Source organism: Nocardia sp. NPDC023852 (genome assembly GCF_040639505.1).
Classification (GTDB): Bacteria; Actinomycetota; Actinomycetes; order Mycobacteriales; family Mycobacteriaceae; genus Nocardia.
On record NZ_JBFAAB010000012.1, the window covers coordinates 1 to 13,612 of the forward strand.

A 13,612-nucleotide genomic window follows, 5' to 3' on the forward strand; every position below is an offset into this window, starting at 1 on the left:
AGGGGACTTCTAGGCTCACTCGCGATCCGTGCGTGCGCACGTGTCCTTCGCCGCCGTCGTAGAAATCTCGGGCGTCGAGGACCGTCGGGGTGGTTCCGGTCACCAACTGCACGGCTCGGACGAGTTCGGCGGAGCTGCCTTCGGTGGAACCGTGGTCGGTCATCACGGCGATCTCGCTCATCGGCGCGCTCGACTCGGGCGCGGGTCGGCGGCGGCGGGGATCGGCGCACCGGTGATCTCCACTGCGTCGGCCAATTCGGTGAGCGCGTGCTGGCAGGTGGTGACATCGTCGGCCAGGGCGTACCCCAGTGCGGCACGGCCTTTCACGAACGACGCGGGTGGTCGCCGCAGTGGTGTGCCCGGCGCGGCGAGCGGGGTCACCGACCAGGTGTGGCGTGGCAGCAGATGGTGGTGGATTCGGACCTGTTCAAGGATGAGGTCGTAGGCGGGGTACAGATACCGCACCGCGGCCACGCCCCGGCGTCGTGGCGTGAGGTCGGGCTCGATATCGGCGGCGACGTCGGCCGCGGCCGCGGCGAGATCGATGCCGGTCGCCAGCAACCCGACGTGGGTGATCAGATCTCCGCCCAGGCGGGCGTTCAACTCGATCAACTGGGGTCCATCGGGGGTCAGACGGATCTCGGTGTGGGTGACGCCGTGGTCGAACCCCGCGGCGGTGTGGGCGCTCTGCACCACGCGCAGCAACTCCGCGTCGCGCAGGAGGGGATCCTCGGCGTCGACGAGGTGGCCTGTCTCCTCGAAGGTGGGTGCCAGATCTTGGCGTTTGTGCGAGATGAACGCCGGACGGACCCGCCCGCGCCAGACCACCGCGTCGACGGCGACCTCGGGCCCGTCGAGGTATTGCTCGACGAGCACGCCGCGGTCGTCGGTGGCGAGAGCGCCGAAATTGGCGTAGGCGTTTGTGGCGAAACCGAATCCGGCCTCGATCTGGTCGGGCTGGTCGATCTTGACGACCCCTTCGCTGGCGGCAAGCGCGCGGGGTTTGACGATGACCGGGTAGCCGATGCGCGCCGCGGCCGCACATGCCTCGGCCGCGTCGGCGGCGGGCAGGGACCGCACCTCACCGAGGTGTCGACGCAGCAGCAGCTTGTCATGGCAGCTGCGCACCGCGGCCGAGGTGGCAGTTGGCAGACCGAGCCGTTCGGCGAGGCGGGCCGCGGCAACGATACGCATCTCGTCGTAACAGACCACACCCGCGATTGGGCCGTGCTCTTTCAGTCGTTCAGCCGCGGCGACCGCCGCCTCTACGCCATCGAGGACGTCGAGGAAAGTCTGTCCGACGATGTAGGGCAGTTCCCACTCGGCGGGCCGAGCACTCAACAGCCACAAGCGATATCGCTGGGACATGCTCTGCAACGTCCAGCCTCGGTAGGTCGCGTCGCGGCCGCTGTTGACCACCAGCAGCAGCGGACGTGTGTCCCCGAGGGCGCTTCCCCGCCCAATGCGTTGTGCTGTCTGCCCGGTGAATTCGCCAACAGGCAGGCCCGCGGCCTCGCTCATCTTTCCCCGCTCTTCCCACGCCCACTCTGCACTCGCTCCGGCACACCGGGGACGCCTTGGCGCTCCGGCACGGTGGAGGTCGCCGGGTCGTCGCCGACGAAAGACGTTACGCTACTGGCGGTTCCCGAACGTAGGGTTCGTTCTCCCCGGGCCGCGGGTGGGGAGGCCAGCCTGCCACGCCGGACATCGAAGGGGATCGTAATTGGCGCACCAACGCTCACCGCGGCTGGCTCTCGTGACGTGTGAGGGATTTCCGGAACTGTTGCCCGAGGACGCCGGGCTCCTCGCGATGGTGCGATCGCGGGGAATCGACGCACGCTTCGTCGTCTGGACCGACCCGACCGCGGACTGGACAACATACGACGCCGTCGTCGCGGTCGGAGTGTGGGGCTACTACCAACGGTATGAGCAATTCCTGCAATGGCTTTCGTCGATGCACCACCACGGGATCGCGTTGTGGAATACGCCGTCGTTGATCCGATGGAACAGCGACAAACGCTATCTGCGCGACCTGGCCGCGCGAGGTGTTCGGATCGTTCCGACCGAGATCATCGAGCCGGGTTCACCGGTGCGGCTCGCCGAGTTGCTCGACGCCCAGCGGTGGACGACTGTGGTGGTCAAACCCGCGATCTCGGCGTGCGCCTACCGCACCTTCCGGACCTCGCGTGCCGATGCCGATTCCCACCAAGCGGCGCTGGAACTCATCCTGGACTCGTGCGCGGCGCTGGTGCAGCCGTTCTTCCCGGAGGTCAGCGCCGAGGGCGAGTGGACGTTGTGCTTCTTCGACGAAGTGTTGAGCCACGCCGTCCTCAAAACCCCTGCCCCACAGGAGTATCGGGTGCAACGCCGATATGGCGGCACGTCGGTACTGGCGCGGCCGCCGGGCTGGCTTGTCGATCACGCGCGGGCGGTCCTACACGCACTGCCCGAGCCCGCCGTGTACGCCCGCATCGACGGAGTCTGCCGAGACCGGGAGTTCTATCTGATGGAAGCCGAACTTATCGAACCGTCATGGTTTTTCGACACCGCCCCGGACGCCATGGCCCGCTACGTCGACCTGCTCGCCACCCTGGCGACCCAACCACGCGCTGTGCGACGCTGAGCGATCGCCTGCCGGCTGCCTGTCCGTCAGCGCCGTATTGAGCGCAGGCAGTGCGGTACTCGTCGGTGCGGGTGTCGACGGGTAACTGGAATCCTGCCGGCACCTGCCACGGATGGACACACGCCTCGAGCTCGGGATGGAAGTATGTGTCGGGGCCGCATTGGAACTGGTGACGGACACCGTTGACACATCACCGTCGACGATCCGATAGAACTTCGACAGGTTGTCCGGATCGGGCTCAAGCCCGTTGCCCTGTTCGCTCATCATCCAGAATTGGCACGCGATCGACGATGCGGGGGCTCGAACGGACCAAGAGGACCTCCTTCAGGGACTTGTTGTGTGCCTTCGCCGGTATCGGACGAATCAGCGACGCCTCTTTGCGGTTTGGCGAGTATGGCGCCGATCGAGCGCGCGATGAGGACAACACCCGGACATCCTGATGTCGCGCGGAACTGCACATGACGCGATGCCGCGTCCAACGCCGCATGACCGAAGGCGAGTTCGACCTCAACCCAGGCCCACATACCGACCAGAGTCTCGCCGCTGAGTTCGCGCGATGGCGCACATGGGCGCAGCGACGACACTCTGCGGAGGACAGCCAACAGAGCGCACGAGGCGAGGACTAGTCCCACGCCGCAGTGCATTCAGGTTGGATCCTCGTGCCCCAGTGGGGATCCGTGGTCTCGTACCTTGGTGCCGCTACCCCCACTTCTGTCAACATTCTCGCCGGAGAGTTTGCCTCGACCACTTCCAGACAGTGAGGCAAACCATGAAAGATTCTCCTGCCCAGCCTAATTCGAATTCTGCCGCTAACGCGGCGATGCCGGGCGACCGGCAGATTCACCCAACGATGCGCCCAGCGGTTGGTCGAGATCGGTGGCACATGGGCCTTGTTGTGGGACCACCGCGTTGCCAGTCGTGGGACCACCGACAGCAGGCGATCCGCTGGGAGAACATGTTCCAGATTCGGCATGCCGACCGATCACGGCGACGGCAAACTGAACGTCCGGAAATGCCGAGAGGCGGGCGTCGGCCGAACGTCCTCTTCTGCCAATTTGAGTGCGGTCGCAGGTTGCGCGTCGTCTTGGGGTGCCCCGCCGTGGACGAGTGGATGTCCATCGAAATCGGCTCAGCGCGCGGCTCCGGAGACCAGGGTTGACATGCCAGCTGTTTCAGTCGAGACTGAAATAACTAGCAATGAGTCTGGCGGAGAGGTGATGGAGATGGTCCTGCGACCCGAGCCGGTGATGTTCAACAGCCTTGGTACCCGGTGTGCCGGTGACCTGTACCTGCCGGAGGTGGATACCCCGGTTCCCGGCTTGGTGCTGGGGCACAGCGGGGTGATGGTCAAGGAGGCGCTGGCCGTGTTCGCGCCGTATTTCGTGCGTGCCGGTTTCGCGGTGCTGGCCATCGACTACCGCACGGTCGGCTCCAGTGAGGGTGAGCCTCGGGGCCAGGACCACCCGCAGCGGCAGGTGGAGGACTTCCGCAGCGCGATCTCCTATCTGCAGGCCCGGCCGGAGGTGGACGCCGCACGGGTCGGGCTGTGGGGAGTCAGCGTCGGCGGCTCGGTCGCGGTGCAGGCCGCCGCACTTGATCGGCGCGCCAGCTGCGTCGTGGTGCAGAGCCCCAGCGTGTGGAACGGGTGGCGTTACCTGGAACGCCTGCTCGGCCGCGGCGGTGTGCACGCGCTGCGCGACCGGCTGGACGACGACTGGCAGCGCCGTTACGAGGGCGGGGACAGCGCCCGGGTCGCGCACCTGAGCCTGGACGGTGAGACCGTGCAGGACACACCGGACCTGGCCGCGGAACTGTTCCCCTCCTACCGCAACGAGAAGACGCTCGACTCCACCGAGCACCTGCTCACCTTCGCCCCGGAAGACCTGATCCAGCGGCTGGCGCCCACCCCGCTGCTGATGATCGCCAACGGCGGCTGGGACCCGTACCACATGCTCGAGGAGGCGCAGAGCGCGTTCGCCAAGGCCGGCGAGCCGAAACGGCTCGAAGTGCTGCCCTACGACGTCCTCGGCCTCTACACGGGTCCCGGGCTCGACGAGGCAATGGCGCTGGCCGTGGACTGGTTCGACCGCTACCTGCGCAAGATCCGCCCGGCCGCCGTCACCCCGCCGCCCACCCGCGAGTCGGTGGCTGCCATGACACAGTGACGGGGCCGACGAGCAGCCGAGGAGGACGCGCCATGCCCGGTCAGGACAACCAGGACGAGGTACTGAAGTGGGTGGAGCAGGTAGCCACCTTCTGCGTGGAAGAGTGGGGGCTCCCGCCGATCACCGGCCGGATCCTCGGCCTGCTGATGATCTGCGACCCGCCCCAGCGCTCCGCCGGCGAGATCGCCGAGACGATCCAGGCCAGCCGCGCGTCGCTGACTTCGAACATGCGTTTCCTCACCGTCATCGGGCTCATCCGCAAGGTCCGCGTCCCCGGTGGCCGCACCGCGTACTACCGCATCGAAGACGACGCCTGGCACAAGGTGATCCAGCGCAAACTCGACAGCCTCGCCGCGTTCGGCGACATCGCCGAACAAGGCGTCGCCCTCGCTGGCGGCGAAGGGCCCCGCGTCGAACGCATCCGCACCGCCCAGCAGTCCCTGACCTGGCTGCGCGACATCGCCGCCCACAACCCCCTGAAAACCTAAAGGACACATCCGTTATGCAACGCCAGCGCCTCACCCTGGACCCGATCCAGGAGACCCTCCTGCTGACCCTCTGTGCCAGGGCCCTGGACAGCAAACTGCCCCACCCGATCCTCGGCGACACCCGTTCCGCCGACCTCACCGAGAAAATCGACTACGACTTCGCCAAACTCAAAGTCAAACCCAGCCTCATCTGCGGCACCGCGCTCCGCGCGAAGAAACTGGACCAGGCGGTCATCAACTTCCTCGCCGACCACCCCAACGCCATCGTGCTCGACCTGGGCTGCGGACTCGACACACGGGTGTTCCGCTGCGACCCACCCACCGGCGTCGACTGGTATGACATCGACTTCCCCGAGATCATCAGCCTGCGCCCCCAGTTCCTCCCAGAACGATCCCGGCTCCTCGGCGCCGACCTCACCACACCCGGCTGGCTCGATGCGCTGCCCAGGGACCGGCCCGCCATGATCGTCGCCGAAGGCCTGCTGCCCTTCATGCCCGGCGACACCTTCCAGCAGATGACGCGCGCATTGACCACACACTTCCCCACCGGCGAACTCGCCCTCAACGGCTACACCCGCTTCGCCGCATGGGCAATGAAATACCACCCGACCATCAAAACCCTCGGCATCACCGCCGCCCAAGGCTTCGACAACCCACACGAACCCGAAACCTGGGACGCCGCCCTCGCCCTGACCGACGAGCAACTCCTCACCCGCGTCCCGGAAGTCACCGACTTCCCCCAACCCCTCCGCGCACTCACCCGCCTCATGAGCCTGAACACAGGCCTGTCCCGTCAAGGAACCCGCATACTCCGCTACCGATTCTGACCAACCAACGACACCCTGGCCAGCACCATCAGCACACCCCGCCCGCCCTCTCATGCCGCATACCGCGCTGTTCTGGCCTGGGCTGGCCGAATAGCGTGTGTCGGTGTGCCTGCTTAGGCCGCTGCCAGCGACGAGAAGATGCAGACGGGTACTTTGCGAGCGGGGGCCCGTTCGACAACGACTGTGCCGCCGATGCCCCGACCTGTGGCGCTGCCCGTCGGCTAGTCGTCGGGGGAGGCGCGGCGGTTGCGCTTGGTGACGCCGCGCCGTTTCTTCGCGGCGATGCGACGTTCCTTTGCTCCGCGCGAGGGCTTGGTGGCGCGGCGGACGGGTGGCGGTGCGGTAGCGGCGTCAGCCAGTAACGAGGCCAGGCGTTCGCGGGCGGCCGCGCGGTTCTGCAGCTGTGCGCGTTGCTCCGATGCGGCGATCGTGAGCACCCCGTTGACCAGGCGGGTGGCCAGGCGGTCGAGCATCCGGGTGCGCAGCCACTCCGGCACGGAGGGCGAGTTGGCGAGGTCGAACGACAGCTCTACCCGGCTGTCGGTGGTGTTGACGTGCTGCCCTCCGGGACCGGACGACCGTGAGAACCGCTCGCGTAACTCGGACGCGGGTATCACCAGCACCGGAGTCACGGTCAGGTCCTCTGCCATGATCCGATGCCGCTCTTTCCGATCCGCGAGTCGACAAGGCCACGTCGGTCTAGTTGCGACTGAATGGTGACCTTCTCGTTCACGATAGCGGCGACCTTGTCGACGTGTAACAAGCAGGCCGTCTTTCTATGCCGCTGAGCGCTCGCAAATCGGAGCGTCCGCTTCTGCCGATGATCGCGTTCGGATGCCTGGCGGGGGCGACGGGTGCAAAGATAGTCACGACGTCCAAAAGTGCTCTGGTGTAGGACATCACGTCTTCTTTGCCCCGCTGGCGGGGGTGACTTCGCTGGCCTTGAAAGTACGGACAGACAAATGCCTCTGCCAGCTCCAGGGATCGTGTCACCATCGAACGGTACGACGGACGGACACCGGACCGCTGCCTCGGGGCTTTGGCACCGCCCAGCCCTTTGAGACGGCAATTGTCTGCTTGGCCGACGTTGGTCACGTGGTCGCTCAGACGGTTGCTGATCCGAGCGGCCAATGGGCGGCGGATCTTCAGCTGGGGCAAGCACCCGGCACCTGGTGCACGATCAAAGCGCAACAGGGCAGCTCTGGCGAAGAAGTGTCGCCCTGGTCGGAACCCATAAGTTTTTGCATCTAGATCGACTCGGCAGCTCACGCGGTCGTGGCGAGCCTGGTGAAACAGTACGTTCGGTAGTGCCGTATACCGCGCAGATCGAACCGGCCGGCCTGGCACCTCGAAAGGTCAACGGGCGGAGCGCCGAACGGCTGTCAGCAACGCATCATCGTGCCTGCGGGCTCGGGCGGTGACCGAACCGACCGCACGGGTGCTGGGAGATCAACGGCAAGTCGCTTCACCGTGATATGGCTGTGCTTGCCGACGGGTCGGCACGCTCACTGGGACGTTGAGGTGTTGCGGTCGTCCGGGGTTCTGCTGACCGGTCCAATGCAGCTCGGTCGTCACGCCGACAGGCTCCGCAATGGGGTGTTCGGATTCGACCCGTCCCAAGGTTTCGCCAAACATTCGGGTCGCGTCGGGGAGATTCGTCCGTGAACCTGCAGCGTGCGTTGACATGCACCAATGTTTGCGTGTGACCAGCATCTTGACCGGAGCTCGTTATCGGGTTTCTGGTTCGAGTCCAGATGGGGGAGCATAAATAGCAGGTCAGGCACGGTCACCGTGCCTGACCTGTTTAGTCTGCGGGCTGCTACCAAAAATACGCCAAGAATTCCGGGCCAAACTTCCGGCGCTGCCACCGTTTCGCCTGAGATACGGCCCATCAGTCGGTCGCCTCCAGCTCGACGCCTGAACGTCGCAGGTTCGTGCCCTCGGCAGGGCAAATCGAACATGGGAACGGGACGACCTGCGGATTTCGGGCGGCAGTTGATAATCGAAGCTGGTTACTCGCTGTAGACAGGCAGTGCTGTTGTCTCCGCGGGCCGACTGCCACGCGGCGCACGCGTAATGGCTGCTTACCAGGGTTCAGGTCGACGGGCCCAGGATGTCGCGGATGAATGTCATCGCGGCGGCGCTGGCGGGTTCCTCGGTGTAGGGGCGTGTGATTGCGTCGACCTGGTGTTGTGCGTCCGATTGCGCACGTTGGATAGCTTGCAACAGTGCTTTCCTGAGCTGGATTTCTCCGAGCCGCAGCGCCTGCGGCGTTATGCGTAGATCGGTGACTTTGCCGTGGGCGTCCACCGTCGCGCTCAACTCGCCATGACGGGAGCTGGCACGGACCGCGATCTGTGCGAGCGCTTGCTGTACCTGATGATTTTTGCGCCGCCAGTCTTGCGCGACACGACGTTGTTCTTCGTTCCATCGGTCCAAGTAATCCATCGGGACTCCTGAGGTATTCGCCGCCTGATCGGCCGGGTATGTGGGAGCAGCCGATCAGTCGGCTGTCCAGGTTGCCAGCTCGCCGTGCGGCATGCAGACAACCCGATATCCGTTCGGACCCACGAGTGTCCATGCCTCGTATTCATCATCCGGTGGGACGACGAGCCGGTTCCCGGAGTCCAGGTCGATGGTCAGGGTCCCTGAGGAGTCGACGACGGCGGAGGTGATCGCGCCACGAAGGACGGGTTCGAGTTCGACTTGCGAACCGCCGCCGTTCGCGAGTGCGATGGGCCATCGGTCGCCGCAGCTGGATTGGATCTCCATGTCTCCTTCGATCTGGAGTTCGAATCCGCCGACGGTCGTGACCTCGACCATGTACTCACTGGCTGCGACCGAGACGCGCTGTCCGGTGATCGGTAGTTCCATTACCATCCTTGTGGCTTGGGGAAGGTTCCATCTGGGTTTACCGAGATATGTGTTGTGCTGTTGGGGCCTGGTTTGCCTGCGAGATCGACCGGTTGGCCGTGCGAATTGTAGAACCGGACATATCCATTCGGATATTGAGAGTTCGGCTGCATGACCCGGATCGTGTCGGCGTTCCCGGTCGATCCCGGCTTCTGCCAAACCACCCCTTTCCCGTTGTCGGCGGTACGAGGTACCCAGTCGCTCGGAACTTCAGGCGGGCGCGAATAGCTGCTGCTACTTCCACCACCACAGGTACCAGTGCTGGTATTGAACTGGGTAGGGTTGGCTGCGAGGAGCGGTTGTAACTCTGTGGCTACCCCGATTGCCGCCGCACCCGCGGCGACAGTAACCCCAGCCGCAACGGCTGCGGCGGTATCGAATGCGACGAGCACAGTGACAACGGCGGCGCCGGCGGCACTGCCAGCAGCGGTTGTTGTCGCTACAGCCCCTGTGCCCGCCGTGAAAAAGCCGACTACGACGCCCGCGATGAGACCCGCGCCGATCGCCCCGGCGAGTATGGCGAGTATTTCATGGTGCGCGTTCTCGATCTGCTGTGCCCAGTCCTCACATGCGCCGCCGAGCTTCTCGTACTGCGTTGCGACCTCCCCGACGCCCATCCATACCGCGTCCATCTGATCGATTGCCTGCGGTAGCTCTTCGGACGCGTTCTCCTCGAGATTCGTCCACGCCTGACTGGTGCCGTCGCTGGCGTCGCGTAACCCTTTGGCTGCGGTTCGCCACGCTGTACCGAGCCGCCTCAGTTTGTCGGGGTCCCCGTTCGGCCACGTATGGCCCTGCAGCCAGCTGCTGATCATGCTCCAGCCGAACGGTGGATCGGACTCACCACCGAATGCACCCTTGAAGGTCGGTGCGGTTGTGGCCGCGAGAATCGCAGGGGCGGGGTCGGGTGTCTCGGGAGGTTTTTGTTCAGTTTCTCTGTGTTCGAGTGGTTTACGGCGGTGAAGGCGAGGAGGTCGTGTAGCTTGCCAAACGCATTGACAATATCTGTTCCGGCGGCAACAGCCTTGAACGCGGCCGGGTCATAACTGGCCGCCTACGTTCGCCCCGCACTGTCACTGCCTGCACACCCCCAATCCTTGTCGAGCGCCGCAGCGAGTGTCTTGACGACATTTTCTGCGCTGTGATAGCCGTCCTCGTACAGCGTGGCGGCGTCGTAGAGGATGCGCGAGTCCATCGAAATAGGCGCCATCAGGGCCACATTCGCTTGTTGTGCTCGACATTGGCCAGATATCGATCGCGCGCGGTCCGGGCCGCGGTTTCGAGCTCGGTGAGTGCCGCCTTCATGTCCTGCATCTCAGCGCTGCTGAGTGTCATGCTTGGCGCGGTGCGTTTCCGCCGCGCTGCCTTCCCATTCGATATGCAGCGCAGCAACTTCACGCTCGACATCGGCGATACGTTGCTCGATCTGCTGCCCGATGAGACGAGCCTTGGCGACAAGTGCCAGAATCTGGTCGGTGTTTGCTCCATACGCCGCCATCACGTTTCGCCCAGATCGAACTGCACATAGGTGACGTCGCTCGCGTTTTTGCTGTCGGTCTCCGTGTACCTGTCCGCGGACTGATGTACCAGCATCGCGTCCTCACGCAGTGCCACAGCAACTTTGCGGGCGGATTCGACCCACTCCGTCCATAGCGCAGCATGGGTATCGGCAGCCTCACCCACCCAGTCAGCGGACATCAGCGCATCGGCTTCCATACGCAAAGTCTCTATGTCTTCCCAGAACTCGTCCGCCTTCGAAGACATGCGGTCGGCTGTGGCGTGCATCTGATCGGGATTGCTGTGCACCTTGCGAAGTTACCACCGTCGCACTCGACCGAGCCTTGAGTGCGGCTGACCGGCCCGAATCCGGCCATCAGTCCAGGCTCGTCCTCGGCAAGCCGTGCTGGTGACCGGCCCACCGGTTAGGTTGTACCCGTCACTCAGCGCGCGGCAGCCTCGGTCGGCTGTGTTCGAGAATCGTGTTCTGAACAAGCTTCTCTGCGTCACTTCATCTCGGAACCACACACCCAGACGGTGATTCTGAGCCTCGGTCCGCGGCCGGTCTCCCACAGATCGATCTGAATCGCCCCGGCGAGTCCGGTGACTTTGTCTCCGGACATGCTGGGGCGATTCAGTGCGGGGTATCGCGTTCGATCCGACCACGACAATGCTTGGTGGCTCAATCTGGCGGCGGCGAGGGCTTCCCAGTCGTAGCCGTGTGAGTGGGTGCTGGTAGATCTGTGGTGTGGTGTTGGATCGTTCTGTGGCCGAGTTGGATTCGTTGATGACCCGGGTCGGTGTCCGGTTCAGGCCGTAGCGCGTGGCGTCGGTACCGTTGTTCTCGATGCCCGTCGCGGTGACGGCCCCGCTGGATCCCAGGGCTATACCTTCCCGGCGCTGGCGGTCACCGACGAGACGATCGAGCGCCACCCGGACGCGGTCACCGCGATGACTCACGCGATCGTCCATGCGCAGACTCTGCTGCGGGAAGATCCCGATCTCGCTACCGGCGTCGGAGAAAATCCTTCCCACCGCACGAAGCCTCGCTGATCGCCGAACTCGTACGTCGAGACGCACCGTATTACGACCCGCGAATCGACGCTTGGACTGTGGCCGAACTCGTCGACTTCGGTGTCGGCACCGGCCTGCTCGACGAACCTGTCGGCTACGACGCTGTAGTTGCTCGTTTCCAGGACATTGGCACATCCATCTGGCCGACTGATTCGCCGATACGGTCGTCGGCGACCTGCACAGCCGACTACCGTGCCGCGGCCCGATAAGGGGGCCGCGGCACGGCTGAGGTCGCCGTGAAGCGGGTCTATCTCGGAAACCGGCCGAGTACGACGACGCCGTGCTGCTGCGTACTGATCTGCGAGCGCCTTGACCGAATGTGAGTACGCTGCGCACAGCCGGTTCTCTACAGTCGGACATTCCGCTATCACCCATAAAATTAACTTTAGATACTCTAGGGTTAGGTTTCTGGCGCGATGCTTAACCTTGAGGAGTGTCCGTGGCGCGGTACGAGGAACGGGTGTGGCAGCCGTCAGACGAGGGCCTGCTCGCTCGACGTGACCGGCAGGCTGGAACTTACCGGGCCTACATCCCCGATCCGCTGGGGGTGGACCTACCTCAGATCGGCCCTCGGGCCCAGCAGGCGGCCGAGGACGCACTGGCGGTGCTGGCCAGGGCTGATGAACGCATCGGGTCCCGGGGTAGCTACCTCAACCACCTGCTGATCCGGTCCGAGTCGATCTCCTCGTCCTGGATCGAAGGTAACCGCATCACCCCCAAGAAACTCGCCATCGCCGAAACCCTGGAATCGGGTACTCGCACCGCCCTGGACGTGGTTGCCACAGTGCACGCCACCGAGCAGGCCATCGATTCCCTGGCCGACCGATCCAGGCCGATCACGACACAAGACATCGTGGACCTACAGCACACCATCGAACCCCGGTTACCGGCCGGTCTGCGCACCGAACAGAACTGGGTGGGTGGACCCGGGTGGAGCCCATTGCGGGCCGATTTCGTACCCCCGCCCGAGTCCGAGGTTGCCGCCCTGGTCGAGGACGTGGCCTCGTTCCTGACTGCCACTCACGGCAATCCGGTCGTACGGGCCGCGATCGCCCACGCGCAGTTCGAGACGATCCACCCGTTCATCGACGGCAACGGACGCACCGGCCGCGCACTGATCCACACCGTGCTGCGGCGCTGTGATGCCCTGCGGCACACGCTGATCCCGATCAGCACTGTGTTCGCCGCGCGCACCGACGTCTATCTGGCAGGCCTGACCTCCTATCGCGATCCGGAACCACACACCGACGAGTGGGTCATCGGGTTCGCCCAGGCCGCCGAGCAAGCAGCGCAGACCGGAGTGCGGCTGGCCCGAGACGCTGCCGCACTCGATGAGCAAGTCCTGCAACGCCTGGTCGAGCACCGTCGCCGACAGGGCACCAGTCCCGCCCTACCCCGTCGGGACGCGGTCGCCATGAAGATCCTCGCGGACTTGTCCACACACCCCGTACTCACCACAGAATCGGCCGCCACTCGGTATGGCGTCTCGGCTGTCGCCGCCCACCGTGCCCTCACCGAGCTAGCCGACGCCGGAATACTCGGCCGCTCGAAGAATCACAAGGGCAAAATCGTGTGCTACACAGCCGACGCCCACCTGGGCCTTACTGCCCTCGCTGAGCGCGCCAACCGGGTCGGGGCCGGCGATACCGACCATCGGCGACCCGATCAGGGGCCGCCGGCGCCGGCGGTGGACCGTTTCGGCCGACTGCGTACCGATTCACCGGAATAACTCCGGGCTCGGTCAGCGACTGCACCTGTCACCGGCCCGGTCATGGACCCCTTGTTGCCCGATCAACGCATCCCTTCGACTCGGTACCGTTTTGACCAGCAACTGCTCGGCAGTGGCGGAACGGGCGAAGCGGCGCACGGTTCCCCTGGCAGGACCGAGGCGGAGGCTGGTCCGGGTCGGGAAGCGCCCGGACCAGCCGCAACAGCGGACGGTCGGCGTGCCGCGGTCATTCAGGGGGTCTGCTGCCCAGGTCGCATGCCAGTCGGCCGCTACCCTGACAGGGTCGGCAGCGGGGT

15 protein-coding genes and 1 pseudogene are annotated in these 13,612 nt (G+C 65.0%); 5 read left to right on the forward strand and 11 right to left on the reverse strand.

Features of this window, described 5'->3' with window-relative positions; all coding sequences use genetic code 11:
• Both AB0H00_RS17590 and AB0H00_RS17595 read right to left on the reverse strand, forming a co-directional pair.
• A partial coding sequence (locus AB0H00_RS17590; protein ID WP_357267170.1) for a hypothetical protein occupies positions 1-181 on the reverse strand: 181 nt, incomplete at its 3' end.
• Positions 178-1,521, reverse strand: a complete 1,344-nt coding sequence (locus AB0H00_RS17595) for an ATP-grasp domain-containing protein (protein WP_357267173.1) — start codon at positions 1,519-1,521, stop codon at positions 178-180. The genes AB0H00_RS17595 and AB0H00_RS17590, both read right to left, overlap by 4 nt.
• 262 nt (positions 1,522-1,783) lie before the next feature.
• On the opposite strand from AB0H00_RS17595, the gene AB0H00_RS17600 reads away from it, so the two are divergent.
• Positions 1,784-2,623 carry a hypothetical protein gene (locus AB0H00_RS17600; RefSeq protein ID WP_357267175.1) on the forward strand — a complete coding sequence of 280 codons (840 nt, stop codon included), beginning with the start codon at positions 1,784-1,786 and terminating at the stop codon, positions 2,621-2,623.
• Here the strand turns inward: AB0H00_RS17600 and AB0H00_RS17605 are convergent.
• Positions 2,520-2,801: pseudogene (locus AB0H00_RS17605) on the reverse strand (chitin binding peritrophin-A domain-containing protein); the annotation flags it as partial. The gene AB0H00_RS17600 and the pseudogene AB0H00_RS17605 overlap by 104 nt on opposite strands.
• A gap of 1,045 nt (positions 2,802-3,846) precedes the next feature.
• Here AB0H00_RS17605 and AB0H00_RS17610 point away from each other — a divergent pair.
• The 3 genes from AB0H00_RS17610 to AB0H00_RS17620 are packed head-to-tail and all read left to right on the forward strand — an operon-like array spanning position 3,847 to position 6,103.
• Complete coding sequence (locus AB0H00_RS17610; RefSeq protein WP_357267178.1) at positions 3,847-4,788, forward strand: alpha/beta fold hydrolase; 942 nt, start codon at positions 3,847-3,849, stop codon at positions 4,786-4,788.
• Between the two features lie 32 nt (positions 4,789-4,820).
• Entirely contained in the window at positions 4,821-5,276 is a 456-nt protein-coding gene (locus AB0H00_RS17615) for a hypothetical protein (protein WP_357267181.1), read from the forward strand.
• A gap of 14 nt (positions 5,277-5,290) precedes the next feature.
• Positions 5,291-6,103: a class I SAM-dependent methyltransferase gene (locus AB0H00_RS17620; RefSeq protein ID WP_357267184.1), complete on the forward strand. Its 813-nt coding sequence runs from the start codon at positions 5,291-5,293 to the stop codon at positions 6,101-6,103.
• A gap of 221 nt (positions 6,104-6,324) precedes the next feature.
• On the opposite strand, the gene arfB is transcribed toward AB0H00_RS17620, so the two are convergent.
• The 8 genes from arfB to AB0H00_RS17660 all read right to left on the reverse strand — a co-directional run bounded on the left by arfB (position 6,325) and on the right by AB0H00_RS17660 (position 10,822).
• Positions 6,325-6,753, reverse strand: a complete 429-nt coding sequence (arfB, locus tag AB0H00_RS17625) for an alternative ribosome rescue aminoacyl-tRNA hydrolase ArfB (protein ID WP_357267187.1) — start codon at positions 6,751-6,753, stop codon at positions 6,325-6,327.
• A 1,444-nt stretch (positions 6,754-8,197) separates the two neighbouring features.
• Positions 8,198-8,551, reverse strand: coding sequence for a YbaB/EbfC family nucleoid-associated protein (locus AB0H00_RS17630; protein WP_357267190.1), 354 nt, complete (start codon positions 8,549-8,551; stop codon positions 8,198-8,200).
• Between the two features lie 54 nt (positions 8,552-8,605).
• Complete coding sequence (locus AB0H00_RS17635; RefSeq protein WP_357267193.1) at positions 8,606-8,977, reverse strand: DUF6188 family protein; 372 nt, start codon at positions 8,975-8,977, stop codon at positions 8,606-8,608.
• On the reverse strand, positions 8,977-9,831 hold the full coding sequence (locus tag AB0H00_RS17640; RefSeq protein WP_357267196.1) for a hypothetical protein: 855 nt from the start codon (positions 9,829-9,831) through the stop codon (positions 8,977-8,979). Before AB0H00_RS17640 ends, AB0H00_RS17635 begins: the two co-directional genes overlap by 1 nt.
• 239 nt (positions 9,832-10,070) lie before the next feature.
• On the reverse strand, positions 10,071-10,226 hold the full coding sequence (locus tag AB0H00_RS17645) for a hypothetical protein (protein WP_357267199.1): 156 nt from the start codon (positions 10,224-10,226) through the stop codon (positions 10,071-10,073).
• Positions 10,226-10,351: a hypothetical protein gene (locus AB0H00_RS17650; protein ID WP_357267202.1), complete on the reverse strand. Its 126-nt coding sequence runs from the start codon at positions 10,349-10,351 to the stop codon at positions 10,226-10,228. The genes AB0H00_RS17645 and AB0H00_RS17650 overlap by 1 nt, the downstream gene beginning before the upstream one ends.
• Positions 10,332-10,514, reverse strand: a complete 183-nt coding sequence (locus AB0H00_RS17655) for a hypothetical protein (protein ID WP_357267205.1) — start codon at positions 10,512-10,514, stop codon at positions 10,332-10,334. The genes AB0H00_RS17650 and AB0H00_RS17655 overlap by 20 nt, the downstream gene beginning before the upstream one ends.
• Entirely contained in the window at positions 10,514-10,822 is a 309-nt protein-coding gene (locus AB0H00_RS17660; RefSeq protein WP_357267208.1) for a WXG100 family type VII secretion target, read from the reverse strand. The genes AB0H00_RS17655 and AB0H00_RS17660 overlap by 1 nt, the downstream gene beginning before the upstream one ends.
• A gap of 1,204 nt (positions 10,823-12,026) precedes the next feature.
• Between AB0H00_RS17660 and AB0H00_RS17665 the strand changes: the two genes are divergently transcribed.
• Positions 12,027-13,316 (forward strand): Fic family protein, encoded by a 1,290-nt coding sequence (locus tag AB0H00_RS17665; protein ID WP_357267211.1) that lies wholly within the window; start codon positions 12,027-12,029, stop codon positions 13,314-13,316.
• Positions 13,317-13,612 lie beyond the last annotated feature (296 nt).